Raw genomic sequence first — 24,243 nt, 5'->3', positions numbered from 1 at the left:
GCATCATCACATGGCGCTCGCGGCAGGATTTGCTTCTTGGCAGGGGTAATTCGCAATCTTTGTTTAAAGCTACGCCTTATTCGGCACGGAACACTGGGCGGCGCTCTTATGCTGGTAAAAATCCGAAGAGTAACCTTGCATGTGGTATTCATGAACGTCGAAGAAATTCTTGCCGCATTGATCGGGTTTCCCTCCGTCGTGGGCACCGCCAATGACCCGATTGTCGGTTGGATCAGTGCCTATGCAAAAGCGCATGGAGCGCAGGTTGATATGCTTCCGGGACCGGAAGGTGACAGGGCGAACCTGTTCATGACTGTCGGTCCACGCGATGTGCCGGGCTATATTCTTTCCGGTCATATGGATGTGGTGCCTGCCGGAGAGGCTGAATGGTCAACCGACCCATTCAAGCTCCATAAGGATGGCGAAAAGCTTTATGGTCGTGGCACGACTGACATGAAAGGCTTTCTGGCATGTGCTTTGGCGGCTTTGCCCAAATTGTCGTCCAGTTCCTTGCAGCGGCCGGTTCACCTGGCATTTTCCTATGATGAAGAGGCAGGCTGTCGGGGTGTACCGCATATGCTCGCGGAGCTTCCTAAGCTCTGCGCGAAGCCGCTTGGTGCGATCATCGGAGAGCCAAGCCGGATGCAGGCTGTGCGTGCGCATAAAGGCAAGGCTGCTGCGCGACTTGAAGTCATCGGGCGTTCAGGGCACTCGTCGCGTCCCGATCTGGGGTTGAATGCTGTTCATGCTATGGCCACTGTCATTGCGCAGGCTGCGGTCTATGGTCAATCACTGCAAAACGGACCGTTCGATCATAATTTCGAGCCGTCTTATTCCTCTTTGCAGTTTGGCGTGGTTTCCGGCGGGCAGGCTGTCAATATCATCCCGGATCGCTGCACCGCAGATATCGAGGTGCGCGCAATTTCCGGTGTATCGCCTTTGTCTTTGCTTGAGCCGGTGAGAAAGCAATTGCTCGCTTTGCGCGACGATGGATTTGAAGTGCATTGGCATGAGCTGAGTTCTTATCCTGCCTTGTCGCTGTCTGACGAAAGCGCACTTTCACAATTGATGGTGGAACTAACGGGGCGGGAAGCAATGGCTGCGGTAAGCTATGGCACAGAAGCCGGGCTTTTTCAGCAAGCGGGTATTGATGCGATTATCTGCGGTCCTGGTGATATTGGCCGCGCGCATCGCCCCAACGAATATATCGAAATCAATGAACTTCATGCGTGTCAGAAAATGATCGACGATCTTGGCGCGCGCTTGATCATATAACCCAAGTTGGCGGCAGAATCGTATGGCGTTTCTCTTTAATTCGGATGCCGCGCGCGGCGCTGTTTTTCGCGACGCTTTTGTTCAGGCGCTGCCGGATATCGCGTTTTATCAGGCGGGAGAAGATGTCGATCCTGACAAAATCCGCTATCTTATCAGTTGGGTAGCGCCAGATGACATAGCGCGCTACCGCAATCTGGAAATTCTTTTTTCAATTGGTGCTGGTGTCGATCAGTTCAAGCCGGGAACTGTTCCCGCGCATGTCAAGCTTGTGCGCATGGTTGAGGACGGCATTGTTCGCATGATGCAGGAATATGTGACGCTTGGCGTGCTGACCTTGCATCGTGAAGCCATCGCCTATCGTCAACAGCAGAAAAATGAAGACTGGCGCGCACTTTCGATCGTGCAGGCCAGTGAGCGCCGCATAGGCTTTCTGGGGCTTGGCATGCTTGCACAGGCAGCTATTGAACGGCTGCTACCGTTTCAGTTTCCGATTTCAGGCTGGAGCCGGAGCAAAAAAGACATTGAAGGTGTTGCGTGTTTTTATGGTGAAGAACAGTTTGCGCCCTTTCTGGGGCAAACAGATATTCTCATATGCCTGCTGCCGCTGACCTATGAAACACGCGGTATCCTGAATGCTGATCTGTTTGCGTTGCTGCCAAAGGGGGCGCGCTTGCTGCATACAGGACGAGGGCCGCAGCTCGATCAAAATGCACTGATCCAAGCCTTGGATAGCGGACATCTTGCAGCGGCAATGTGTGACGTAACCGATCCTGAGCCGCTGCCTGTGGGGCATCCGCTTTGGTCCCATCCGAAAGTGCTCATTACGCCACATATCGCTTCCGTCACGCAGCCGCACACGGCTGCAAAATCCGTCATTGAGAACATCCAGCGTTATCTCGCCGGGGAAAAACTGATCGGCCTGATCGATCGCACACTTGGTTATTAATCTAAAAGGGGAATTCCATGTCGCTTCTGATTACCATTGATCCAAATCCCGACTTTGTACCGAAAGAAGCGTTGCCAACGCCGGATCGTCTTATTTCGGGTTCTCCTGAATTCAAGACATGGGCACAGGATGCTTCCAAAAATGATAAGGTTCTGACGGGAGTCTGGGAAGCAACGCCGGGCGAAACGCATTCCATTAAGGGGACGACACTGGAGTTCTGCCACATCCTTTCCGGTCTCGTCGAGATTGAGGAAAAGGGTGGTGAAACCAAGACATATCGCGCAGGCGACAGCTTTGTCATGAAGCCGGGTTTTGTCGGTGTCTGGCGCACGATTGAAACGGTGCGCAAAATTTACCTCTGCGTTTACGAGTAAGCCAGAATAATCCGCCGCATAAAACCCGCTTGACGCGCATAAAAGCCGTCGGGCGGGCATTTCTTGATCGAAAATGCGGCGTCAGCGGCACTAAGGTCTTAAGCAAAGAAAGTGCGAGGTGCGCGATGACTTTAAGCTTTAATCCCGAAGCGCTTGAACTCCCGTTTTACCATTATATCGGCGGAGAGCGTATCGATGTTTCCGGCGGGATGGAAATGCGCCGGCCTTCTGACGGTAGAGCTTACGGGGATTGTCCTATCGCCGATGAAGGGGTGGTTGATCGGGCAGTTCAGGCCGCCAAGGCTGCATTGAAAACGAGTGGTTGGGCCGATGCTCGCCCACGCGAGCGCCTTAATGCGATGCATCGCTGGGCTGAGCTTATTGAACAGGAAGCACTGACGCTTGCACGTCTGGAAGCCGTTTCTTCAACACGCCCGATTGCACAGCTTATTGAAGGCGATATTGCTGTCACGGCTGAGCAAATCCGTTTCTTTGCTGAATTTGCCGACAAGGAGGGCAGCGCTGTTGTGCCGACAAGCGCGAGCACATTCGGCATGACGCTGAGCGAGCCTTATGGTGTGATCGGCGCAATCACGCCATGGAATTTTCCGATCTCTATGGCGGGCTGGAAGCTTGGACCGGCACTTGCCGCAGGCAATGCCGTTGTTCTGAAACCGTCTGAAATGACGCCGTTTTCCACCCTTTATATGGCTGAACTTGCGGTCAAAGCGGGAATTCCGGCAGGGCTTATCAATATCGTGCTGGGTGATGGACCAACCACTGGCAATGCCATGACCGGCCATTCTGATATTTCAAAGGTCAGCTTCACCGGATCGACGGCTGCGGGTGCTGCGATTATGGAGAATATTGCGCGCACCGGCATCAAGCCGATGACGCTGGAGCTTGGCGGAAAAAGTCCGCAGGTGGTGTTTGCCGATGCAGATCTGGAACTGGCTGCAACTGTCATCACGCGTGGAATTCTCAGCAATGCCGGACAAGCCTGTGTGGCCGGTTCGCGCCTGATTGTTGCAGAGGAAATTGCCGACGCATTGAGTGAAGCGATTGCGCGGCATATGGCCAATATCAAGCCGGGCGTGACCTGGGATGAGAACACGCAATATTCGCCCATTATTTCCGAACGCCAGATTTGTCGTATTGACGAGATTGTGCAGAAGGCTGTCAGGCTTGGCGCACAAAGTGTTGTCGGTGGAAAACGGATGGACCGCGAAGGCTATTTTTATGAGCCGACGCTTTTGCGTGGTGTCACTGAAAGCTCACCAGCCGTTACCGAAGAAATTTTTGGTCCTGTTCTGACGATCCAGACATTTGGCGAAGAAGACGAAGCTTTAGCACTTGCGGATCATCCGACTTATGGGCTGGCAGCAGGTCTTTTCACGCGTGATCTGTCACGCGCAATCCGCGTAACAAAAGCATTGCAGGCAGGCACCATCTGGGTCAACCGCTATGGGCGATCGCGCGATCATATCCTGCCAACCGGCGGCTATAAAAGCTCCGGTATTGGCAAGGATCTCGGTCGTGAAGCCTATCTCGCAAATCGTAAATCCAAAAGCGTGCTTATCGATTTATAAGGGAGCGAACAATGACAACCTATTCGATTGCACTTATTCCGGGTGACGGTATCGGTAAGAATGTGACGGATGCGGCGTGGCAGGTTTTGCAAGCGGCTGCAAAACGCACTGGCTTCACGCTGGAAGGCAAAAGCTTCCCGTGGTCTTGCGCCTATTATCATGAAACTGGCGCGATGATGCCTGCTGATGGCATTGAGACATTACGCAAGTTCGACGCGATTTATCTTGGTGCTGTTGGCTGGCCAGCGGAAGTGCCGGATTCTGTCTCTTTGCATGGCTTGCTGCTGCCGATCCGTAAGGCGTTTGTGCAATATGCCAATATTCGCCCGCATCGTCTCCTTGCAGGCGTAACAGGGCCGCTGCGCTCTGAAGGCTTTGATATTCTGTGTATCCGCGAAAACACGGAAGGCGAATATTCGGGTGCTGGCGGACGCGTGCATTCGGGTACGAAAGATGAAGTGGCAGTCGAAACTGCGATTTTCACACGCGCGGGTGTTGAGCGGATCATCCGCTTTGGCTTTGAACAAGCACGTTTGCGCCGCAAGAAGCTGGCTTCGGTGACCAAATCCAATGCGCAGAAATACTCGATGGTTTTCTGGGATGAAGTGACAAAAGAAGTCGCCAAAGAATATCCTGATGTCGAGGTCTCGCATTATCACATTGATGCTATGGCAGCACGTATGGTGATGGCACCGGAAAGCCTTGATGTGATCGTGGCCTCCAATCTCTTTGGCGATATTCTGACCGATTTGGGCGCTTCCATTCAGGGCGGTCTTGGCTATGCGGCTTCGGCCAATATCAATCCGGACCGCACAGCACCCTCCATGTTTGAGCCGGTTCATGGTTCAGCACCCGATATTGCGCATCTTGGTATTGCCAATCCAATTGCAGCGATCTGGTCAGGAGCGATGATGCTTGAGCATCTCGGCGAGCATCAGGCCGCCAAAGACGTCATGACGGCGATTGAATTGGCGACGGCGCAAGGTATCGGCACAGTTGCAGGCAAAGATAAGACGGAGGCGATCACGCAGGCCGTGCTTGCAGCTCTCGGATAAAAGGGAACAGAAGAATGTTAAAAGATCAGAGCCTTTTCAGACAACAAGGCCTCATTGGTGGTGTCTGGCAGGATGCGGCGTCAGGTGCCACTGTCGATGTAACCAATCCCGCAAGTCTTGGCACATTGGGTACGATCCCCGATATGGGGGCATCCGAAACACGCGCGGCAATTGACGCCGCGCACGCCGCATTCAAGCCATGGAAAAAGAAAACGCATGCCGAACGTGCAGCTTTGCTGGAACGTTGGTTTGATTTGATGATTGAGCATGAGCAGGATCTTGCGCTGCTTTTGACGCTTGAACAGGGCAAGCCGCTCAATGAGGCTGTTGGCGAAATTCGCTATGGCGCCTCTTTTGTGAAGTGGTTTGCAGAAGAAGCCCGTCGTATTGATGGTGGTAGTATTCCTTCGCCGACGGCAGATCGCCGTATTCTGGTGCTCAAAGAGGCTGTCGGCGTTTGCGCGATCATTACACCTTGGAATTTTCCCAATGCGATGATCACGCGCAAAGTGGCTCCAGCGCTGGCTGCCGGTTGTACAGTCGTCATCAAGCCATCGGAGTTTACGCCGTTTTCAGCGCTCGCGCTCGGTGTGTTGGCGGAACGGGCAGGGATACCGGCAGGCGTCATCAATATTGTCACCGGCATGCCGACTGAGATCGGCAATGAACTGATGGCCAATGAAACCGTGCGCAAGATATCCTTCACTGGTTCGACACGTGTTGGCTCGCTTCTGATGAAGGGGGCTGCTGACAGCATCAAGCGTCTGAGCCTTGAACTGGGCGGCAATGCGCCATTCATTGTGTTTGATGATGCTGATCTTGATCAGGCGGTTGAAGGCGCTATCGCTTCCAAATTCCGCAATGGTGGCCAAACCTGCGTTTGCTCAAACCGCATTCTGGTACAGGCCAGTGTTTATGATGCTTTTGCGGCCAAACTTTCAAGCCGTGTCGCGCGGATGAAAGTGGGCGTTGGCACACAAAAGGGCGTGGTGATTGGCCCGATGATCAATCAAGCAGCGATTGAAAAAATCGAGCGTCATGTTGCCGATGCACTGGAACGTGGGGCAAAAATTCTTGCGCAAAGCGAGACTATGCCGGAAGGCCGCCAATATGCACGACCGATCGTTTTGGGCGACGCCACGACCGATATGCTGCTTGCTTCTGAAGAGACTTTCGGGCCCGTCGCGCCGCTTTTCCGTTTCGAGACAGAGGAGCAGGCGATTGAAATTGCCAATGGGACGCCTTTCGGCCTAGCAGCGTATTTCTATACCGAAAATCTCAAGCGGTCATGGCGTGTCGCGGAAGCGCTGGAGTTTGGCATGGTTGGCCTCAATACAGGCCTCATTTCGACCGAAGTTGCACCGTTTGGCGGTGTTAAACAGTCCGGGCTTGGTCGCGAGGGATCAAAGCTTGGTATAGAAGAATATTTGGAAATCAAAACACTGCATGTTGGCGGTTTGTGAAATTAAAAGGGCGGTTTATCCGCCCTTTTCCTATCCTGAACTTATTGGAATTTATCGAGCATCTTATAATAGAAACCAACCATCGGCAGAAACCATGGCTTGCCCGAATATCCCGGAATGGTTGGCCAATCGAGACCGGAAATTGGATTGTTATCGCCCCGGCCAAGGATTGCATCAGCAAGGTAAATACCCATCTGGGTAGACATCTGCGCGCCGTGCCCGGAATAGCCCATTGCATACCACACGCCATCGGCAAAACCTGCACGAGGATAGCGATCCTGTGTCATATCAACCAGCCCGCCCCAGCAATAATCTATTTCTACATTGGCGAGATGCGGGAAAATTTTGACGAGGCTTGCACGCAAAATGGCACCGCTTTTGCCATCGGAGCGCTGGTCGGAAGTGGCTGAAAAGCGCGCGCGGCCACCAAAAATCATGCGATTATCAGGTGCAAGACGGAAATAATTCCCGATATTCATCGACGTCACATAGGTGCGATTGCCGGGCATCGTGGCCGCAATTTCACTTGGCGTGAGTGGCCGGGTCGCAATGATGAAACTACCAACAGGTATGATGCGCTTGCGGAAATAGGCGAAGCTATCTGTTGTATAGGCACCGGTTGCCACAATGACGTTGTCAGCCGTCACCGTGCCGCGCGATGTTGTAATCTGGTGTTTGCCTTCGATTTTGCGGCGTTCAAGAACAGTGGTATTTTCGAAAATGATCGCGCCGTGACGCGCTGCCGCGCCCGCCAGACCTGTCACATAGCGCCCCATATGCATCATGGCGCTTTTCTTTGAAAGCATAGCGCCATGAAAGTCATTCGAGCCGACTTCACCGATAAGCTGATCGCGGCGCAACAGCGCTGTATCGGGGTCAACTTCCGCGTGAATGGCTTCGAAATTACGCGCAAGGCTATCAAAATGGGCTGGCTTTGAAGCAAGTTTCAATTTTCCTGCGCGCCGGAACGAACAATCGATATTTTCCTCCCGCACGATACGTTCAATCGTGTCGACGGAATCGTCAAACGCCTTATAGAGTGCCTTGGCGCGCTCTGCGCCAAGGTGTTGTTTTGCAGCAATAAAACTGTGCGCGAGACCATTGTTGAGATGCCCCCCATTGCGCCCTGAAGCACCTGAGCCGACAAGGCCTGTTTCAAAGACGGCAACGCGGCTGCCTGCTTTGGCAAGATGCAATGCAGCCGAAATTCCTGTGAAGCCGCCACCAATAATGGCTACATCATAATGCCCTTCCGGTGGGGTGTTTTCCGCAAGAGTGAAAGGCGGAGTCGTGTCGTGCCAATAGGGCTTGAATTGCATCTTGCTAAGCCTTGTTTATAATCCGATTACGTCGGCCAAGCTGGAAATACCCTTGATTTCGGTATAGCCGTAATAAGGATTTGCTGGCTCATGACCGCGATTGACCCAGACCTTGTTTTTGATACCAAGATCATGTGCCGACATCAGATCGTAACGGAATGACGACGAGACGTGCAAAATGTCTTCCGGATTGGCATTGAGCTGGTCGAGCATATATTCGAATGCCTTGAAGCGGGGCTTATAGGCCTGTGCCTGCTGCGCCGTATAAACCGCGTGGAACGGGGCGCCCAGCTTTTCGACATTGTGGTGGATCTGCTCATTCATGGCGTTTGAAAGGATGACGAGCGGGATTTCCTTGGCGACCTTGGAAAGACCGGCTGGCACGTCGGGATGTGGACCCCAGGTTGGAACGCGTTCATAGACTGTGCGCGCATCTTCCTCCTTGAACGTCACATTGTTCTTCTTGCAGGTCCGCTCAATCGCATTGTGCACAACTTCATTATAAGGCTTCCAGTCGCCCAGGATTTCATCAAGGCGATAGGCTGCAAAGTTCTTGATGAACTCTTGCATGTGCTCTTCATCAAGTTGTTTGCCGTAAAGATCACGCGCCGCTTCTGCCATCTGGAAGTTGGTTAGTGTGCCGTAGCAATCGAAGGTGATGTATTTGGGTCTAAACTGGGCCATGATTTGATCCTTCCAAGCCTTGCAGGCACCGCGGTGCCGTTCTCATACATCATAATGAGCGGCGTATGGACTAATCACTGCATTCACACTGTTGCAAAGCAGATTGTTTCGTATGTGGCGTGCGCTTTGGCAGAGAGTTTTGTCTGTACGATCTTCAGGTGGCGCAGAAGGCGGCTTGTTGCTGTGGTTCTGTGTATGTCGCGGCATAAGATGCGGCGCGGGCATCCAAGGAAAGTCGAAATACATGGCATTTCGACGCTGGTCGGGATGAACTGCTGCAAGCGCTATTCTAATTTGGACCTAAGAAGAACGCTACTCGGAAATAACCATGACTGCATCGCAAATCACTCTTGAAACGATGACGCCGGATCACCTTGATGGGGCCGTTGGCTTGTCGCAGCAGGCAGGCTGGCCGCATCGTCGTGAAGATTGGGCATTTGTGCTGGCACTGAGCAATGGCGTGGTTGCGCTTGAAGACGGACGTGTTGTCGGTACGGCAATGTCCACGCCTCTGGGGGAGGCTGTTGCAACGGTTAATATGGTTATAGTTGATGAAGCCATGCGCGGACGCGGGCTTGGCCGCAAGCTGATGCAGGCAGCACTCGATGCCGCCACAGGGCGCACGTGTCTGCTTGTTGCCACACACGAGGGCCTCCCGCTTTATGAAAAGCTTGGCTTTGTGGCAAATGGCGAGATCGTTCAGCATCAGGGTCTGGCTCTCAAGGTTGCTGCACCGAGTAACATTTCATGGGCTGCAAGCGATGATTTTGCGCGTTTGGCTGCGCTTGATCATTTGGCAACCGGCCACAATCGCACAAATATCATGCAGCTTTTGAAAGAAAACGCGAAATTCGCGGTTCTTCGTAAAGAAGATGATGTCGATGCATTTGCCGGAATTCGCCCTTTTGGGCGTGGGCTTGTTATTGGTCCGGTTGTTGCAAAGACCGGCGATGAGGCACGTTCGCTGATTGATTTTCTGCTCGCGCAGCATGCAGGTGAATTTGTTCGCATTGATACAAACATTGCAACGCATCTCGGTCCTTGGCTCACCGGGCGCGGACTTGTGCATGTCGGCGGCGGGATACCGATGTGCCGTGCAGTTGAGCAGAGCGAAGACAATAGCGGCAGTGAATACCGCACATATGCGCTTGTAAATCAGGCATTAGGTTGATTTGGAGAATATTATGCTGAGCAATTCGTTGATCGAACTTGATCGCGCCCACTTGGTGCATCCGGTCTCATCATTCCGCAGTCATGAAGCCGCTGGCGTGCGTGTTCTGAAGTCCGGCAAGGGGGCGACAGTCACGGATGCATCCGGGCACACGCTGCTCGACGGCTTTGCGGGTCTTTGGTGTGTGAATGTTGGCTATGGGCAGGATAGTATTGTTGAAGCTGCGACTAAGCAGTTACAAGAGCTTCCCTATGCAACCGGCTATTTTGGCCTGGGGTCAGAGCCTGCCATTCGCCTTGCGGCTGAACTGGCTGATCGTGCGCCGGGTGATCTCAATCATGTCTATTTCACGCTGGGCGGTTCTGATGCGATCGACAGCACGATCCGCTACATTCGTTATTATTATCACGCCAAAGGGACACCGCAGAAAGACCAGTTCATCTCGGTGGAATATGGTTATCACGGCTCGTCCACTGCCGGGGCTGGTTTGACAGCACTGCCGGCATTCCATGCGGGGTTTGGCGTGCCATATGACTGGCAGCATAAAATTCCATCGCATTATGCTTATCGCAACCCGGTCGGCACCGATCCGCAGGCAATCATTGATGCCTCTGTTGCAGCATTGCGTGCCAAGATCGAAGAACTGGGTGCGGAGCGTGTCGCAGCATTTTATGTTGAACCTATTCAGGGTTCCGGCGGTGTGCTGGTGCCGCCGGCAGGCTGGCTCAAAGCTATGCATGCTGTTTGTAAACAATATGATGTTCTGTTTATTGCCGATGAAGTGATCACCGGCTTTGGCCGCACGGGCCCGCTTTTTGCGTGTTCTGAAGACGATGTGGTGCCCGATTTCATCACCACGGCGAAGGGACTGACATCGGGTTACGTGCCGATGGGCGCGCTCTTTATGTCTGAGCATGTCTATAACACCATTGCCGATGGCGCCGGTAAGGCCGCTGTCGGTCACGGTTATACCTATTCCGCACATCCGGTCAGCGCAGCGGTCGGTCTTGAATGCCTGCGCCTTTATGAAAATGGCTTGCTTGAAAATGGCCGCAAGGCAGGCCAGCGCCTTATGGCAGGTTTGCAGTCGCTTTCCGATCATCCGCTGGTCGGCGATGTGCGTGGTCGCGGGATGCTGGCAGCCATTGAACTTGTGACTGACAAGGAAAACAAGACGCCGCTTCCGGCAGCAGCCGATCCGGCTCGCCGAATTTTTGACCGCGCATGGGACAATGGTCTTGTCATCCGCGCCTTCGCCAATGGTGTTCTTGGTTATGCGCCGCCGCTTTGCTGCACCGATGACGACATTGATGCGATTATCGAACGCACGCGCAAAACGCTGGACCAGACGCTTGCTGACGAAGATGTTCGTGCCGCGATGAAGGGATAGGTTTGCGGATAGCAGCAAGAGGTTGCGAACCGGAATTTCGTCAGCGCACGAGATTCGCAATATTATGCTGCGGTCCTTCATCAATTCAGCGCAATTAATGCGCTTGTTCATAACAAACTAATAAGGCTGCAAAAGGTGAAGACGAAAGGCAATCTGCTGGATTGAGTTTGGATGACCGAATAATGCGCATTAGATGCATGGTCGCTCTCTCACTCAAATGCTTTTCCGATCGACGTGAGCATGAGGTGCTTGAAACAACGGATCTTTAAAAAATGCGGTGAAACCGGTGGCAATAAACCGGAGCACCAGATGCAATTGTTAAACAAGGGGAACTGCTATGAGCGAGAAGATTACCAACTGGACTTCTTCCGACGACCGTATGATTGAAAATGCAATTCGACGCGGGGCAACCCGGCGTGAATTGTTGCAGATGATGTTAATGGGTGGGGTTGCGGCTACAGCGGGCACAACAATCCTGGGCCGCGCGACCTCCGCATATGCTGCGACGCCGGTCAAAGGCGGTTTTATCAAAGCTGCGGGCTTTAGCTCTTCCACTGCCGATACGCTTGATCCTGCCAAAGCTTCAAATGCTACTGACTATGTGCGCTGCTGTGCGGTTTATAACCGCCTGACCTTTCTTGACGGGCATGGCGAAACGCAGATGGAACTGGCCGAAAGCGTCGAAAGCGCGGATGCAAAGGTCTGGACAGTCAAGCTGCGCAAGGGGGTGACATTCCATGATGGCAAGTCGCTGAGCGCAGATGATGTGGTGTTTTCTCTTCAGCGTCACCTTGACCCGGCTGTTGGCTCCAAGGTCAATGCGATTGCCAAGCAGATCACAGGCGTCAAAAAGATTGACGACACCACAGTCGAGATCACGCTTGAAAGCGCAAATGCCGATCTTCCAACCATTCTCGCGTTGCATCATTTCATGATTGTTGCCGATGGCACGACGGATTTTTCTAAGGGCAACGGGACGGGTCCATTTGTCTTAAAAGAGTTCCAGCCGGGAGTTCGTTCGATTGCTGCGCGCAACGAGAATTACTGGAGGAATAACGGACCGCACCTTGATTCCTTCGAATTCTTTGCGATCTCTGATGAGAGTGCCCGTATGAATGCGGTTCTTTCCGGCGATATTCAGCTTGGTGCGAACCTCAATCCGCGTTCGCTGCGCGTGCTTGAAAACAACCCTGCTGCGACCCTTTTTATCTCGAAGCTTGGCACTTATACCAATCTTAATGCCCGCCTTGATATGGCACCGGGCGACAAGGCTGGCGTGGCCGAAGCGCTGAAATATCTCACCAATCGTGAAGTCATTCAGAAGTCTGTGTTGCGCGGTCTTGCAGAAATCGCAAACGATCATCCGGTGCCTGCAACCAGCAAATACTTTAATGCCGAACTCAAACAGCGCGAGTTTGATCCGGAGCGTGCAAAGTCCCTGCTTGGAAAAGCCGGTGTGCTTGGTCAGGAAATCCGCATCACTGCCGCAGAAGCTGCATCGTCATCGCTGGACTATGCAATGGTTCTTCAACAGGCCGCATCAACCATCGGTCAGAAGATCGCCATTGATCGCGTACCATCGGACGGCTACTGGTCAAATCATTGGCTGAAGGATGCTGTTCATTACGGCAATATCAACGCTCGTCCAACGCCGGATATTCTGTTCTCGCTGCTCTATAAGTCCGATGCGCCGTGGAACGAAAGCCGGTATAAGTCCGAGAAATTCGACTCGATGCTGCTTGAAGCACGCGGTCTGCTCGATGAAAACAAACGTAAAGAAATCTACGGCGAAATGCAGGCCATGATTTCCAATGAAGCGGGAACGGTCATTCCGGCCTTCATGTCGAATGTGGATGCAACCTCGCCGAAGCTTAAAGGTCTCGAGCCAAATCCGCTGGGTGGCATGATGGGCTATACATTTGCCGAACATGCCTGGCTGGAAGCCTGATTGTTCATCCGGTAAATTCGTTCTTCGAGTTCGGGCAAGGCATGGATTTTGCCCGAACTGATCGTTTCCCCAAAATATTGGGCCGCGCATGACCATGAAATCGCCTTTGCTGATTCTCGTCGCCAAACGCCTTGTTGTTGCATTCGTTACGCTGCTGATTGTTGCATTTACGATTTTCTTTGCAACAGCGATGCTGCCCGGTGACGTCGCCGAAATTCTTCTCGGACAGGCCGCAACGCCGGAGGCTGTTGCAGGACTTCGTCACGCGATGAATCTCGACCAGCCTGCCTTCCTGCACTTCATATTCTGGCTGGGCCATCTGCTTACCGGCGATCTTGGCGTGTCCTATGCCAACAATCTGCCCATTGCCGATCTCATCGGCAGCAGGCTTGTGAACTCGCTCAAACTTGCCGGCGTGACGGCCGTAATATCGGTGCCGATCGCTCTGTTTCTTGGCATCACTGCGGCCATCATGCGCGGTACGATTTATGATCGGGTTGTTTCCATCATCACGATCTCGGTGATTTCCGTCCCTGAGTTCATGGTCGCGACCATCGCCGTGATTGTGTTTGCAGTTTATCTTGGCTGGTTGCCAGCCCTCTCAATGGCCAATGAAGTCACGTCTTTCATAGGGCTTCTCAAAGTCTTTGCCATGCCGGTGATCACGCTGAGCTTTGTGATTTCAGCGCAAATGATCCGCATGACGCGCGCCGCCGTTCTTGAAACGCTTAACACACCCTATGTTGAAATGGCGCTTCTTAAAGGTGCTTCGCGCCGCCGTATGGTCATGGTTCATGCGTTGCCAAATGCGCTCGGGCCGATCGTTAATGCGGTTGCGTTGTCGCTGTCTTATCTGCTGGGCGGCGTCATTATTGTCGAAACCATCTTCAATTATCCCGGCATAGCCAAGTTGATGCTCGATGCTGTCGCAACGCGTGATCTGCCGTTGATCCAGACCTGCGCGATGATCTTCTGCTTTGGCTATCTTCTGCTCATTACGATGGCGGATATCATTGCTATCGTTTCCAACCCGAGGCTGCGATAATCATGACCGCTTCCGTTTCAAGTCAGCGAAAGACTAAGTCTCAACGCTTTGGTTATCGGGTTAATCTGGTCGGCACAGTTTCGTTCCTGATTATTCTCTGCTGGGCACTGGTTGCCATTTTTGCGCCGTGGATCGCGCCCCATCCGGTGGGTGAAATCGTCGATTTCGACTTTTTCGGACCGATGAGTGCACAGTTTCCGCTTGGCACCGATTATCTTGGCCGCGATATGCTTTCCCGCATTATCTATGGCGCGCGCTTTACGGTTGGCATTTCGCTGGCAGCGGTGTTTCTGGCGTGTTTTTTTGGCGTGACACTTGGCATGATGGCCGCAGTTATCGGCGGCTGGTTTGATTCAGCATTGAGCCGCTTTCTTGATGCGCTCACATCCATCCCAAGCAAGATATTGGCGCTGGTGATTGTTGCGGGTATCGGCTCGTCCATTCCGGTCCTCATTGTCATCATGGCGGTGATCTATACGCCGGGCAGCTATCGCTTTGCGCGCGCATTGGCGATCAATATCAACACCAGGGACTATGTGACCGTCGCCCGCGCACGCGGCGAAAAGATCGGCTATCTTATCCGTTCAGAGATTTTGCCGGGTATCATCGGACCAGTCCTTGCCGATTTTGGCCTACGCTTTGTCTTTATCGTCCTGCTTTTGTCGAGCATGTCCTTTCTGGGGCTTGGTGTGCAGCCGCCATTTGCCGATTGGGGGGCTTTGGTAAAGGAAAATATTGGTGGTCTTTCCTTTGCGGCCCCTGCCGTTGTGTTTCCGTCCGTCGCGATTGCGAGCCTCACCATCAGCGTCAATCTGCTGATCGACAATCTCCCGCAAAAAATCCGCGACAGGAGCGAATGAATGAGCAATCTGGTTGAGATCAAAAACCTGCGCGTGGATGCAAAAACCGATTCAGGTCGCACCGTCGAAATTATCCGTGACGTGAGCTTTGAAATTGCCAAAGGTGAAATTGTGGCTCTCATTGGCGAGAGCGGCTCTGGCAAGACAACCATTGCGCTTACACTTATGGGCTATACGCGTCCGGGGTGCCGGATCGTGAGCGGCAGTATCGACGTTTCAAAGCAGAATCTTGTCTCGCTCTCAGAGCGTAAACGCGCGAAGAAACGGGGCACAGAAGTGTCCTATGTGCCGCAAAGTGCGGCTGCCTCTTTCAATCCTGCCCATCGCATTATGGATCAGGTCATTGAAGTGACCAAAATTCACAAACTGATGTCGAAGGAAGAGGCACGCAAAAAGGCAATAGACCTGTTCAAGGCGCTTGCCTTGCCAAACCCCGAAACAATTGGTGACCGCTATCCGCATCAGGTATCGGGCGGGCAATTGCAGCGCCTTTCGGCAGCTATGGCGCTCATCGGTGACCCCAAGCTTGTGATTTTCGATGAGCCGACGACGGCGCTTGATGTGACGACGCAAATTGAAGTTCTGCGCGCTTTCAAGTCGGTGATGAAAAAGAACCATATTGCTGGGGTTTATGTTTCGCATGATCTCGCTGTCGTAGCCCAGATTGCAGACCGCATCGTGGTACTCAAAAGCGGTGAAGTTCAGGAGGTGGGCTCCACACAGGATATTCTGCATCATCCGCAGCACCCTTATACGCAGGAATTGCTTGCAGCTTTTGAGCCGGTTTTGCATGCGCGGCCGGAAATTGTCGAAGCTGAAAAGCCATCGCCGCTTCTCGTCGTTGAGAATGTTCTTGCCGGTTATGGTATTGTCGGAAAATCCGGCGATCCGGCGATGATTGCGGTCAACAATGTCAGTCTTGAGCTATCGCGCGGGCAGAATCTGGGCATCGTCGGAGAATCCGGTTGCGGCAAGTCTACGCTTGCACGCGTAATTGCCGGTATCCTGCCAGCCGCGCGCGGAAAGATTATCTTTGAAGGTAAGGAAATGCAGAGCGCTCTGCGTCATCGCACGCGCGAGCAATTGCGCGAATTGCAGATTGTCTTTCAGTTTGCGGATACCGCGCTCAATCCTGCCAAGTCGATTGCCGATATTCTTGCGCGCCCTTTGTCATTCTATCACGGCATGCATGGCAAAAGCCGCGATGCCCGCATTGATCAGCTGCTTGATATGGTGCGGATCCCGCGCAATTTGCGGTACCGCAGGCCGGGTGAGCTTTCCGGCGGGCAGAAGCAGCGCATCAATCTTGCGCGTGCACTTGCTGCTGATCCCAAGATGATCATCTGCGATGAAATCACCTCCGCACTGGATACGGTTGTGGCTGCGGCCATTATTGATCTCTTGAAGGAGTTGCAGCGCGAACTGTCGCTGTCATATCTCTTTATCAGTCATGACCTCTCTACAGTGCGTGCGATCTGCGACGAAGTTGTGGTCATGTATGCCGGTAAAAAGGTTGAGCAGCTAAGTCCGGCCCTGATGGGCAATGCCGCCAGCCATCCTTATTCGCGGCTTTTGTTCTCATCCGTACCCAAGCTCGACACCGGCTGGCTCGACGGACTGCAGCAGGACCCGGAACTGGTGCGTGAGTTTACCAGAAGCTGAGATTGGCGTGCTATTCTGTGAACATCACGTCTAGCGGCAGATGTGCTTTCACAATGGGTGACTTGAGCACGACGAAGCTGAAATATTTGTCGATGCCGACATCCATATCGATCAGGCGCTCCATGATCGTCTGATATTCGACAATTCCGGCGGTCACGAATTTCATAAGATAATCGTAACCGCCCGAAACCAGGTGGCACTCAATAACAGAATCGATCTTTTCAACTGTTGCCAGAAAACGTGCAAAATCGATCTGGCGGTGGTTCTTGAGCGTGATCTCGGTGAAGACTGTCAGTGTCTGGCCCAGTTTCGAAACATTGATCTGTGCCGAATATCCGGTGATATAACCTTCCGATTGCAGCTTTTTTACCCGCATCAGGCATGGGCTGGGCGAAAGATTGACCAGTTCTGCGAGTTCGACATTGGTTATCCGCCCATTTTTCTGCATTTCGGATAGGATTTTTATGTCGATTTTGTCGAGCTTCATAGCAAAACCACTCATGCTGTATTCTGAAATCAGATTATTATCTTTTTCGCTTCAAGCTGCAATCGCGCCAGATGCGGTTTTCCATATTCAGTGATCGAGCGAAGCAGACGGGCTTTCTGCGCAATAATCGCCTGTCGCAGCCGCAGCAAACCATATGAAATTCTGTGTAAAGGCAAACTCCGATGCACGTCTTGGCGCGGCGGGCAGTAGGATGTGCAAAACACTGGAGTTCCACACATGTCTGCACCGCTCTTGCACATTGAAACCAGCCCAACCTTGCCAGAGGCAGCGGACGTGGTTGTGATTGGCGGCGGCGTTGTTGGCGTGTTTACAGCCTATTACCTCGCCCGCAGTGGCGTGAAGGTTGCGCTTGTTGAAAAGGGCCGCATTGCAGCCGAACAATCGAGCCGAAACTGGGGTTGGTGCCGCCAACAAAACCGCGATGCGCGCGAGCTTCCGATGGCGACCAGAAGCTTGGAGCTCTGGGATAAAATCGCCGAGGAAACGGGGGAAGATCCCGGTTTTCGCCGTTGCGGGCTTCTTTATCTGTCGCAGGATGAAGCGGAGATTGCAGGCTGGGCGCGTTGGCGTGATTTTGCACAGACTGTTGGTGTAACCACGCATATGTTGAGCGCAGCGGAAGCGGCAGAGCGTGGCAAAGCGACGGGGCGCAGCTGGAAAGGCGGCGTTTTCTCGCCGACCGATGGTATCGCCGATCCGTCACGTGCGGTGCCGGTTGTGGCACGCGGGATTATGGCGGCAGGTGGCAGCGTTCATCAAAACTGCGCTGCGCGCGGTCTTGAGCTGAGCGGCGGACGCGTCAGCGGTGTGGTGACCGAAGCAGGCACAATTGCGACGAAAACCGTGGTGATGGCGGGCGGTGCATGGGCATCTTCCTTCTGCAACCAGTTGGGCATTCGCTTTCCGCAGGCAGCCGTTCGCGCTTCGATCCTGTCGGTCGCGCCCGGTGCTGTCGGTTTGCCTGATGCATTGCATACATCTCAGGTATCGCTCACACGACGCTATGATGGCGGCTATACGCTGGCAATCAGCGGTCGCGCGCGGGTTGATACGACCCCGCAGCAATTGCGTTTTGGCCGTGAATTCATACCGATGTTCATGCGTCGCTGGCGCAGTCTTGCTCCGGGCGGTATTCAGGGCTGGTGTTCAGGCCACGAAACGTTGAGGAAATGGTCGCTCGACAAGATTACACCCATGGAAAGAAACCGTATCCTCGATCCGAAACCGGATGAGGGGCAGATCCGACTGACCTATCGAAGAGCGTGTGACCTCCTGCCGGAACTGGCAAAGACACCGATTGCGAACCGCTGGGCGGGCTATATTGACAGCACACCGGACGGCGTTCCGGCGATTGGTGAGATTGAAACTGTTCCGGGTTTCATTCTGGCGGCAGGGTTCAGCGGACATGGATTTGGCATCGGTCCCGGTGCGGGGCATATGATTGCGGATGTGGTTTTGGGACGTAAGCCGATTGTGGACCCTAAACCTTACACGCCGGAACGCCTGAACCGCAGCGCATGGGGCAAGGTTGCTGACTTTTAAACCAATTCAAGCCAAAGCGCGCATCTATCAGCGATTTAATTTTTCGAACCGCTTAAGCAGCCGTTCGCGCCGCAGACGTGAAAGCCGCTGCACCCAGAAAGTGCCATTGAGCTGATCGATTTCATGCTGATGGCAAACGGCAAGCAATCCTTCGGATTCTTCCGTTTTTTCAGTGCCATCTAGGTTTTGATAACGAATTTTGATGCGTGCATGCCGTTCGACGTCTTCGACAATGCCGGGCATTGAGACGCTGCCTTCCTGATGCTTGATCGTCTCGTCGGAAGCCCAGATTATTTCCGGGTTTACATAAATATGTGTGCCGGTTTCTTTTGAAAGCTCAAGAACAACAACCCGTTTGGCGACACCAATATGCGGTGCCGTGATACCGATGCCGGGTGCTGCACGCATTGTATCGAGTAGGTCGTTTGCGAGATTGCGCAAGGCTTGATCAAATGCGGTGACAGGTTCTGCCACTTCGCGCAGGCGTTGATCGGGATATTGGACGATAGGGCGAACGGGCATAGAGCTACTCTGTTTTGTTGATCATAATGCTGTAGCCAAGCCTGTCAGATTCCGCAAAGTGTTTTGGAGCGATCAAGCGGGAATGACGAGCTTGAGAGCAATCAGCCACATGACGGCTGCAATGAGTAATTCCAGAATGCGCCATGAGGATGGTCTGGCGAAGACCGGACGAAGCCAGGACGCGCCATAGCCAAGTGTGAAGAAAAACAGGAAAGAGGCTGTCACAGCACCGGCCGCAAAAGAGAATTCCTCTCCGGGAAAGCGCGTCGAAATTGTTCCAAGCAGCATGACTGTATCGAGATAGACATGCGGATTGAGCCATGTGAGGGCAAGGCACGTGATCAATGTTTGCGTGTGGCTGGAAGCACGCATTTCCGCCGATATCAGCGCGCTGGACGATCTTAGCGCCGCGTAGAGGCTTTTTGCACCATACCAAAACAGGAAGGTCGCTCCGCCATAGCGCATCACTGGATCGAGCCATGGCATGAGCAAGGCAATTTTCTGAAAGCTGGTCACGCCCAGAACAATGAGAAAAGCATCCGAAATCGCGCAGGCAAGCACGACCGTGAGAACATGCTGATTGCGGAGTCCTTGCCGCAGAATGAAAGCATTTTGCGCTCCAATTGCAACAATCAGGCTCAGGCCCATCATCAGGCCGGTCACATAAACTGAACTATTCACCACTTTAAGAAGTCCCGAATTATCATTCAGGCTGTTGCTATCGTATCGGGAATGATTAGGCTAATTAATGTGACTTGTTCAGATTAAGAAAAACTAATCCATGCTTGATTATCCGGCACTGCGCGCGGTAACCACTGTTGTCCAGACTGGCAGCTTTGAAAAAGCAGCCATTGCACTCAACATCACGCCATCCGCTGTTTCACAACGCGTCAAGCATCTTGAAGAGCGGCTTGGTGTGGTCCTTATTGTGCGCGGCAATCCGTGCCTCGCGACTGAAAAAGGTGAATGGCTATGCCGCCATATGGAAAATGTGGGCATGCTGGAGAGCGAGTTGTTCAGGCATTTGCCCTCACTGGTCCGCGAAGACGACACGCAGCAACGCGTGACGCTGCATATCGCAACCAATGCGGATAGTCTGGGCACATGGTTTGTTGAAGCCATGTCCAGCTTTTCCAAACAAACCCGCTATTTGCTCAACATAGCTGTCGATGATCAGGATCATACGGCGGAATGGCTGCAACGGGGACGGGTGCTTGCGGCCGTTACAAGTCTGGAAAAGCCGATACAGGGATGTCGACGCCTTTCACTGGGCGCGCTTCGCTATCGCGCGACTGCCAGCCCGGCGTTTGTTGCGCGTTATTTTTCGAAGGGCGTAACGCAGGTCACATTGGCCGATGCGCCTGCGTTGACCTTTAATCAGAAGGACAGATTGCAGTCGCAATGGATCGCTCAGGTGATGGGCCGCGATCTTGCGCATCCCACGCATTGGCTGCCATCCACGCAGGGCTTCATCGAGGCCAGCCTGTCTGACATGGGCTGGGGTATGAATCCTGAGCACCTGGTGAAAGAGCATTTACAGGCCGGGCGGCTTGTCGAGCTGATCCCAAACACGCCGCTGGATATCGCACTTTACTGGCAGATGAACCGGCTGGCTGCGGATCATTTAAGCGAGCTTACGCGCGAGGTTGTGCGTACAGCAAAGGCTGCTCTCGTCACAGCATAAGCATCATCAGGCCTTCTTTCGGAATGAAGACGCGTCGATATTGAGCTTTTGCAGGCGTGCATAGAGGCTGCGACGCGGAAGTTGCAGTATCTCTGCTGCTTCTCCCACATCGCCATTAAGACGCGTGAGCGTGTCCTGCAAAACTTTGGTTTCGAACTGATCGAGTTGCTGGGTAAGCGGCAGGGCGCTCGGCTCGCGCGCCTGATCGACGTCCAGTCCCAGCACGACTTGTTTTGCAAAATTGCGCAGCTCGCGCACATTGCCCGCCCATTCATCGGCGTTGAGCCGCGTTTCTATTGCCCCATCTATGGTCGGTCGCGGCTGACCGAATTGTTTTGCGGCCTCATCAAGGAAATAAGCGAACAAAAGGCCGATATCCTTGCGACGTTCACGCAAGGGCGGAATACGCAGCCTTACGGTTTCGAGCCGATAAAGCAGATCGGACCTGAAACGCCCTGCCTGTACCGCACCTTCAAGCTCGCCTTTTGCGGCAGCAATGATCCGCAGATTAACGGCTCGGGGCTCGCCTGAAACGCTTGGCAATTCGCGCTCTTCGACAACGCGCAAAAGTTTGCCTTGCAGGACGGGCGACATGCTGTCGACCTCATCAAGAAAAAGTGTGCCGCGCTCAGCGTCAATGATGCGGCCACGCTGGATGCGGTTGCCAAACAGCACCTCATCAGCAATGGCATCGGGTAGCGCTGCGCAATCGATTGCAACAAAGCCACGGGCATGGCGTGCGCTCCAGCGGTGCAAAAGACGTGCGACCAGTTCTTTGCCGGTGCCGGTTTCGCCTTCAATCAGCACATCCACATCGACACTTGCAAGCTGGCGGATGGTTTCGCGCAGTCGCACCATGACGGGCGTCTCGCCCAGCAACGGGAAGCCCTGTTCAGCCTCTGCGGCCGCTTTGCGCAGGCGACGGTTTTGGAGAACCAGACGGCGCATTTCCAGCGCGCGCCGCACGCTTGAAATCATATGATCCGCCGCAAAGGGTTTGGCTATAAAGTCGAAAGCCCCTTTTTTAAGCGCTGTCACTGCCATGCCAATATCACCATGTCCGGTCATCAGGATGACCGGCAGTTCGGGATCGCGCGTAAGCAGCGCTTCCATGACCGCATGTCCATCGATGCGCGGCATACGAATATCGGTGACGACAATACCGGGAAAGTCTGCACTCAGATTGGCGAGTGCCGAATGGCCATCGCCGAAGGTCTCGATGTCCAGTCCGGCAATTTCGAAAGAATCCGCAAGAGCCGTGCGAAAGGCCACATCGTCATCGATGAGCATGACGCGCAGTGATTGTGTGTCCGTCATGATTGTTTTGCCTGTTTTAACATGGCTGAGAAGGCAGCGCCGCCTAAGGGGGAAGGCACGATGCGCAAACTGCCTTCGAGTTCTGACATGATGTCGCGTGCAATGCCCAGCCCCAGACCCAGCCCATCCGGTTTGCCGGTGACAAAAGGGCTGAACACATCATCGCCAACCGCAGGATCGATGCCCGGTCCGTTGTCGGCAACGATCAGCGATATATGTTCATTTGCTTGCAAGACATGCAAAGCAACGCGCGGTTTAGATTGGCCTGCCACGGCATCAAGTGCGTTCTGTAAAAGGTTGACCAGAACCTGTTCCAGTCGCACGCGGTTTGCCCGAACTGTGAAGTCGCAGCCATTCGGCATTTCAAGCTCAATACCGGCAGTACGAAAGCGATCGCCCATGATGAGAAGCGTGCCCTCCAGCAATTCATCAAGTCGGATCGGGCCGAGTTGGCCATGCCCACGGCGTGCAAAACGGCGCATTTCCTGCGTGATTGATCCGATGCGGGCGGTGAGTTCGATGGATGTGCTCAGGTTGGTTGCAACCTTGTCCAGTTTGCCTTTTGCCAGATGATGCTGTGCATTCTCGGAAAGCGTCTGAATGGTCGCGACAGGCTGGTTTATCTCATGCACGAGGCCTGCGGTAATGGATCCAAGCGATGCAAGCCTGTTTGCCTGCGCCAGTTCCTCGCGGGCTTTGCGAAAACGCTGATCGGCACGCCCGCGTTCTGCTATTTCAGAACGAAGCTCTGCTGTGCGCTCCATGACCGCTGTTTCAAGTGCCGCCCTGTCGGCTGCCAGACGAGCGGCTCGCGTCATGCGCCAGTAAACAGCGCCTGAGAGCATTGCAATAATGAGCAGTGCTGCCACTGTAATCAGCCGTGCCAGATCCTTTGCTGCGCGCATTACGGGAGCGATGGCCTCAATATGCAGAAGCCTTAATTCCGTTCCGGCGATCTGTTCGCCAACCGTGCGAAATTCTGTGCCTGAGGCACCCCGCATCATGCTTTCAGGTTCGAATGCATAATGGCTGGGTTGCAGATCGGCGATGTTGAACTGCCCGCTTTGGGCTATTTTTTCGCGCTCGGCTGCGGAGATTGGTTGAAAGGACCGAAGGTCTTCCGCTTTGTCTGTGGATGCGAGAATGATGCCGCGCGGATCAACCACGAATGTCTGGCCGGGATCGTTCGCCCAGGTCTGAACGAGTCGGTGAAATTCGAATTTAACGACGACAACACCAGCCGGATTGGGCTTATCGCCTATTCGCTGCGCGAGAAACAGGCCGAAGCGCCCACTGACGTCTCCGATAGCGTAATATTCCGCTGCACCTGAATTCATGGCACCCTGAAAATAAGGGCGGAAGCTATAGTTGCGACCGACGAAACTTTCCGGCGTGTTGGCATTGGACGACGCAATCACGGTGCCATCGCGTGCGATCACATAAATGATAGGCGAGCCGATTTCGTCAGCAAGAAATTCGAGTTTTTTGTTTAATCGTGATGTTGCATTTTGCGGCCCGCCGGCAAGCACATCGTGAAGGTCGCCATATTCTTTCAACACGACCGGCAGAAGGCGAAACTTGGCAAGCTCACTGTCGATAAGCCGGGTCTGCTGCCGTGCAATAAGCGTCGCATCCTGACTGAGCCGTTCAAGCGCGCTTGCCTCTGTCCAGGAGCGCGCAGCCGTCCAGACGCCCGCAACAAGCAGGAAAGCCAGCAGGATCAGCAGGACTCTGCTGAGTTTTGACAGTGTCTTCATTTGTGCAGGATTATGCAATTATCTTTGAAAAGTCACGCAGAATTCTGCACAAAATACAAGTAAGAACTGTGGCGAAATTGTGAATAATTCAACCAATTCAAATGATTAAACTTTTTAATCTGTTGCACTGGC

21 protein-coding genes are annotated in these 24,243 nt (G+C 53.5%); 14 read left to right on the top strand and 7 right to left on the bottom strand.

Translation table 11 applies throughout. The features are described 5' to 3' along the window. The first annotated feature begins 150 nt into the window (after window positions 1-150). From argE to OPR82_RS15170, 6 genes are all read left to right on the top strand, one after another. Complete coding sequence (gene argE / locus OPR82_RS15195) at window positions 151-1,275, top strand: acetylornithine deacetylase (RefSeq protein WP_265985769.1); 1,125 nt, start codon at window positions 151-153, stop codon at window positions 1,273-1,275. A gap of 22 nt (window positions 1,276-1,297) precedes the next feature. Continuing rightward, complete coding sequence (locus OPR82_RS15190; RefSeq protein WP_265985768.1) at window positions 1,298-2,221, top strand: 2-hydroxyacid dehydrogenase; 924 nt, start codon at window positions 1,298-1,300, stop codon at window positions 2,219-2,221. A gap of 17 nt (window positions 2,222-2,238) precedes the next feature. Continuing rightward, entirely contained in the window at window positions 2,239-2,595 is a 357-nt protein-coding gene (locus OPR82_RS15185) for a cupin domain-containing protein (RefSeq protein WP_265985767.1), read from the top strand. Window positions 2,596-2,720: 125 nt separating this feature from the next. Further along, window positions 2,721-4,184 carry an aldehyde dehydrogenase family protein gene (locus OPR82_RS15180; RefSeq protein ID WP_265985766.1) on the top strand — a complete coding sequence of 488 codons (1,464 nt, stop codon included), beginning with the start codon at window positions 2,721-2,723 and terminating at the stop codon, window positions 4,182-4,184. Window positions 4,185-4,195: 11 nt separating this feature from the next. Next, the gene (locus OPR82_RS15175) at window positions 4,196-5,239 is read left to right on the top strand and encodes a tartrate dehydrogenase (RefSeq protein WP_265985765.1); all 1,044 of its coding nucleotides are present in this window, start codon (window positions 4,196-4,198) and stop codon (window positions 5,237-5,239) included. Between the two features lie 14 nt (window positions 5,240-5,253). Beyond that, window positions 5,254-6,702, top strand: a complete 1,449-nt coding sequence (locus tag OPR82_RS15170) for an NAD-dependent succinate-semialdehyde dehydrogenase (protein ID WP_265985764.1) — start codon at window positions 5,254-5,256, stop codon at window positions 6,700-6,702. A 41-nt stretch (window positions 6,703-6,743) separates the two neighbouring features. On the opposite strand, the gene OPR82_RS15165 is transcribed toward OPR82_RS15170, so the two are convergent. Further along, window positions 6,744-8,021, bottom strand: a complete 1,278-nt coding sequence (locus tag OPR82_RS15165; protein ID WP_265985763.1) for an NAD(P)/FAD-dependent oxidoreductase — start codon at window positions 8,019-8,021, stop codon at window positions 6,744-6,746. A gap of 15 nt (window positions 8,022-8,036) precedes the next feature. Continuing rightward, window positions 8,037-8,705: a haloacid dehalogenase type II gene (locus OPR82_RS15160; protein WP_265985762.1), complete on the bottom strand. Its 669-nt coding sequence runs from the start codon at window positions 8,703-8,705 to the stop codon at window positions 8,037-8,039. A gap of 328 nt (window positions 8,706-9,033) precedes the next feature. On the opposite strand from OPR82_RS15160, the gene OPR82_RS15155 reads away from it, so the two are divergent. From OPR82_RS15155 to OPR82_RS15130, 6 genes are all read left to right on the top strand, one after another. After that, the gene (locus OPR82_RS15155) at window positions 9,034-9,876 is read left to right on the top strand and encodes a GNAT family N-acetyltransferase (protein WP_265985761.1); all 843 of its coding nucleotides are present in this window, start codon (window positions 9,034-9,036) and stop codon (window positions 9,874-9,876) included. Window positions 9,877-9,889: 13 nt separating this feature from the next. Then, window positions 9,890-11,266 (top strand): aspartate aminotransferase family protein, encoded by a 1,377-nt coding sequence (locus OPR82_RS15150; RefSeq protein WP_265985760.1) that lies wholly within the window; start codon window positions 9,890-9,892, stop codon window positions 11,264-11,266. Window positions 11,267-11,603: 337 nt separating this feature from the next. Continuing rightward, window positions 11,604-13,214: an ABC transporter substrate-binding protein gene (locus OPR82_RS15145; protein WP_265985759.1), complete on the top strand. Its 1,611-nt coding sequence runs from the start codon at window positions 11,604-11,606 to the stop codon at window positions 13,212-13,214. A 94-nt stretch (window positions 13,215-13,308) separates the two neighbouring features. Next, the gene (locus tag OPR82_RS15140) at window positions 13,309-14,259 is read left to right on the top strand and encodes an ABC transporter permease (protein ID WP_265985852.1); all 951 of its coding nucleotides are present in this window, start codon (window positions 13,309-13,311) and stop codon (window positions 14,257-14,259) included. A gap of 2 nt (window positions 14,260-14,261) precedes the next feature. After that, on the top strand, window positions 14,262-15,119 hold the full coding sequence (locus tag OPR82_RS15135) for an ABC transporter permease (protein ID WP_265985758.1): 858 nt from the start codon (window positions 14,262-14,264) through the stop codon (window positions 15,117-15,119). Beyond that, window positions 15,120-16,781, top strand: a complete 1,662-nt coding sequence (locus tag OPR82_RS15130; RefSeq protein ID WP_265985757.1) for an ABC transporter ATP-binding protein — start codon at window positions 15,120-15,122, stop codon at window positions 16,779-16,781. A 10-nt stretch (window positions 16,782-16,791) separates the two neighbouring features. Here the strand turns inward: OPR82_RS15130 and OPR82_RS15125 are convergent, their stop codons facing one another. Further along, window positions 16,792-17,268: an Lrp/AsnC family transcriptional regulator gene (locus tag OPR82_RS15125; RefSeq protein WP_094508510.1), complete on the bottom strand. Its 477-nt coding sequence runs from the start codon at window positions 17,266-17,268 to the stop codon at window positions 16,792-16,794. 237 nt (window positions 17,269-17,505) lie between these two features. Between OPR82_RS15125 and OPR82_RS15120 the strand changes: the two genes are divergently transcribed. After that, entirely contained in the window at window positions 17,506-18,831 is a 1,326-nt protein-coding gene (locus OPR82_RS15120; RefSeq protein WP_265985756.1) for an NAD(P)/FAD-dependent oxidoreductase, read from the top strand. A gap of 27 nt (window positions 18,832-18,858) precedes the next feature. On the opposite strand, the gene OPR82_RS15115 is transcribed toward OPR82_RS15120, so the two are convergent. Together OPR82_RS15115 and OPR82_RS15110 are read right to left on the bottom strand one after the other, a co-directional pair. Next, window positions 18,859-19,353: a peptide deformylase gene (locus OPR82_RS15115; RefSeq protein ID WP_265985755.1), complete on the bottom strand. Its 495-nt coding sequence runs from the start codon at window positions 19,351-19,353 to the stop codon at window positions 18,859-18,861. A 72-nt stretch (window positions 19,354-19,425) separates the two neighbouring features. Next, the gene (locus tag OPR82_RS15110; protein ID WP_265985851.1) at window positions 19,426-20,004 is read right to left on the bottom strand and encodes a LysE/ArgO family amino acid transporter; all 579 of its coding nucleotides are present in this window, start codon (window positions 20,002-20,004) and stop codon (window positions 19,426-19,428) included. Between the two features lie 130 nt (window positions 20,005-20,134). Here OPR82_RS15110 and OPR82_RS15105 point away from each other — a divergent pair, with 130 nt between their 5' ends. Next, entirely contained in the window at window positions 20,135-21,037 is a 903-nt protein-coding gene (locus OPR82_RS15105; protein ID WP_265985754.1) for a LysR family transcriptional regulator ArgP, read from the top strand. A gap of 6 nt (window positions 21,038-21,043) precedes the next feature. Here the strand turns inward: OPR82_RS15105 and OPR82_RS15100 are convergent, their stop codons facing one another. After that, window positions 21,044-22,354, bottom strand: coding sequence for a sigma-54-dependent transcriptional regulator (locus OPR82_RS15100; protein WP_265985753.1), 1,311 nt, complete (start codon window positions 22,352-22,354; stop codon window positions 21,044-21,046). Beyond that, entirely contained in the window at window positions 22,351-24,111 is a 1,761-nt protein-coding gene (locus tag OPR82_RS15095) for a sensor histidine kinase (RefSeq protein ID WP_265985752.1), read from the bottom strand. Before OPR82_RS15095 ends, OPR82_RS15100 begins: the two co-directional genes overlap by 4 nt. Window positions 24,112-24,243 lie beyond the last annotated feature (132 nt).

Source organism: Ochrobactrum chromiisoli, from assembly GCF_026241335.1.
GTDB lineage: Bacteria > Pseudomonadota > Alphaproteobacteria > Rhizobiales > Rhizobiaceae > Brucella > Brucella chromiisoli.
This window is presented reverse-complemented; position numbering and strand designations above follow the sequence as displayed.

Excerpts from the sequence above, each read along its gene's own strand:
- argE (WP_265985769.1), top strand. The coding sequence starts at position 151 with ATGAACGTCGAAGAAATTCTTGCCGCATTGATCGGGTTTCCCTCCGTC.
- OPR82_RS15140 (WP_265985852.1), top strand. The coding sequence starts at position 13,309 with ATGAAATCGCCTTTGCTGATTCTCGTCGCCAAACGCCTTGTTGTTGCA.
- OPR82_RS15155 (WP_265985761.1), top strand. The coding sequence starts at position 9,034 with ATGACTGCATCGCAAATCACTCTTGAAACGATGACGCCGGATCACCTT.
- OPR82_RS15130 (WP_265985757.1), top strand. The coding sequence starts at position 15,120 with ATGAGCAATCTGGTTGAGATCAAAAACCTGCGCGTGGATGCAAAAACC.
- OPR82_RS15165 (WP_265985763.1), bottom strand. The coding sequence starts at position 8,021 with ATGCAATTCAAGCCCTATTGGCACGACACGACTCCGCCTTTCACTCTT.
- OPR82_RS15095 (WP_265985752.1), bottom strand. The coding sequence starts at position 24,111 with ATGAAGACACTGTCAAAACTCAGCAGAGTCCTGCTGATCCTGCTGGCT.
- OPR82_RS15135 (WP_265985758.1), top strand. The coding sequence starts at position 14,262 with ATGACCGCTTCCGTTTCAAGTCAGCGAAAGACTAAGTCTCAACGCTTT.
- OPR82_RS15160 (WP_265985762.1), bottom strand. The coding sequence starts at position 8,705 with ATGGCCCAGTTTAGACCCAAATACATCACCTTCGATTGCTACGGCACA.
- OPR82_RS15105 (WP_265985754.1), top strand. The coding sequence starts at position 20,135 with ATGCTTGATTATCCGGCACTGCGCGCGGTAACCACTGTTGTCCAGACT.
- OPR82_RS15180 (WP_265985766.1), top strand. The coding sequence starts at position 2,721 with ATGACTTTAAGCTTTAATCCCGAAGCGCTTGAACTCCCGTTTTACCAT.
- OPR82_RS15170 (WP_265985764.1), top strand. The coding sequence starts at position 5,254 with ATGTTAAAAGATCAGAGCCTTTTCAGACAACAAGGCCTCATTGGTGGT.
- OPR82_RS15125 (WP_094508510.1), bottom strand. The coding sequence starts at position 17,268 with ATGAAGCTCGACAAAATCGACATAAAAATCCTATCCGAAATGCAGAAA.
- OPR82_RS15145 (WP_265985759.1), top strand. The coding sequence starts at position 11,604 with ATGAGCGAGAAGATTACCAACTGGACTTCTTCCGACGACCGTATGATT.
- OPR82_RS15110 (WP_265985851.1), bottom strand. The coding sequence starts at position 20,004 with ATGATGGGCCTGAGCCTGATTGTTGCAATTGGAGCGCAAAATGCTTTC.
- OPR82_RS15185 (WP_265985767.1), top strand. The coding sequence starts at position 2,239 with ATGTCGCTTCTGATTACCATTGATCCAAATCCCGACTTTGTACCGAAA.
- OPR82_RS15100 (WP_265985753.1), bottom strand. The coding sequence starts at position 22,354 with ATGACGGACACACAATCACTGCGCGTCATGCTCATCGATGACGATGTG.
- OPR82_RS15115 (WP_265985755.1), bottom strand. The coding sequence starts at position 19,353 with ATGCCCGTTCGCCCTATCGTCCAATATCCCGATCAACGCCTGCGCGAA.
- OPR82_RS15190 (WP_265985768.1), top strand. The coding sequence starts at position 1,298 with ATGGCGTTTCTCTTTAATTCGGATGCCGCGCGCGGCGCTGTTTTTCGC.
- OPR82_RS15120 (WP_265985756.1), top strand. The coding sequence starts at position 17,506 with ATGTCTGCACCGCTCTTGCACATTGAAACCAGCCCAACCTTGCCAGAG.
- OPR82_RS15150 (WP_265985760.1), top strand. The coding sequence starts at position 9,890 with ATGCTGAGCAATTCGTTGATCGAACTTGATCGCGCCCACTTGGTGCAT.
- OPR82_RS15175 (WP_265985765.1), top strand. The coding sequence starts at position 4,196 with ATGACAACCTATTCGATTGCACTTATTCCGGGTGACGGTATCGGTAAG.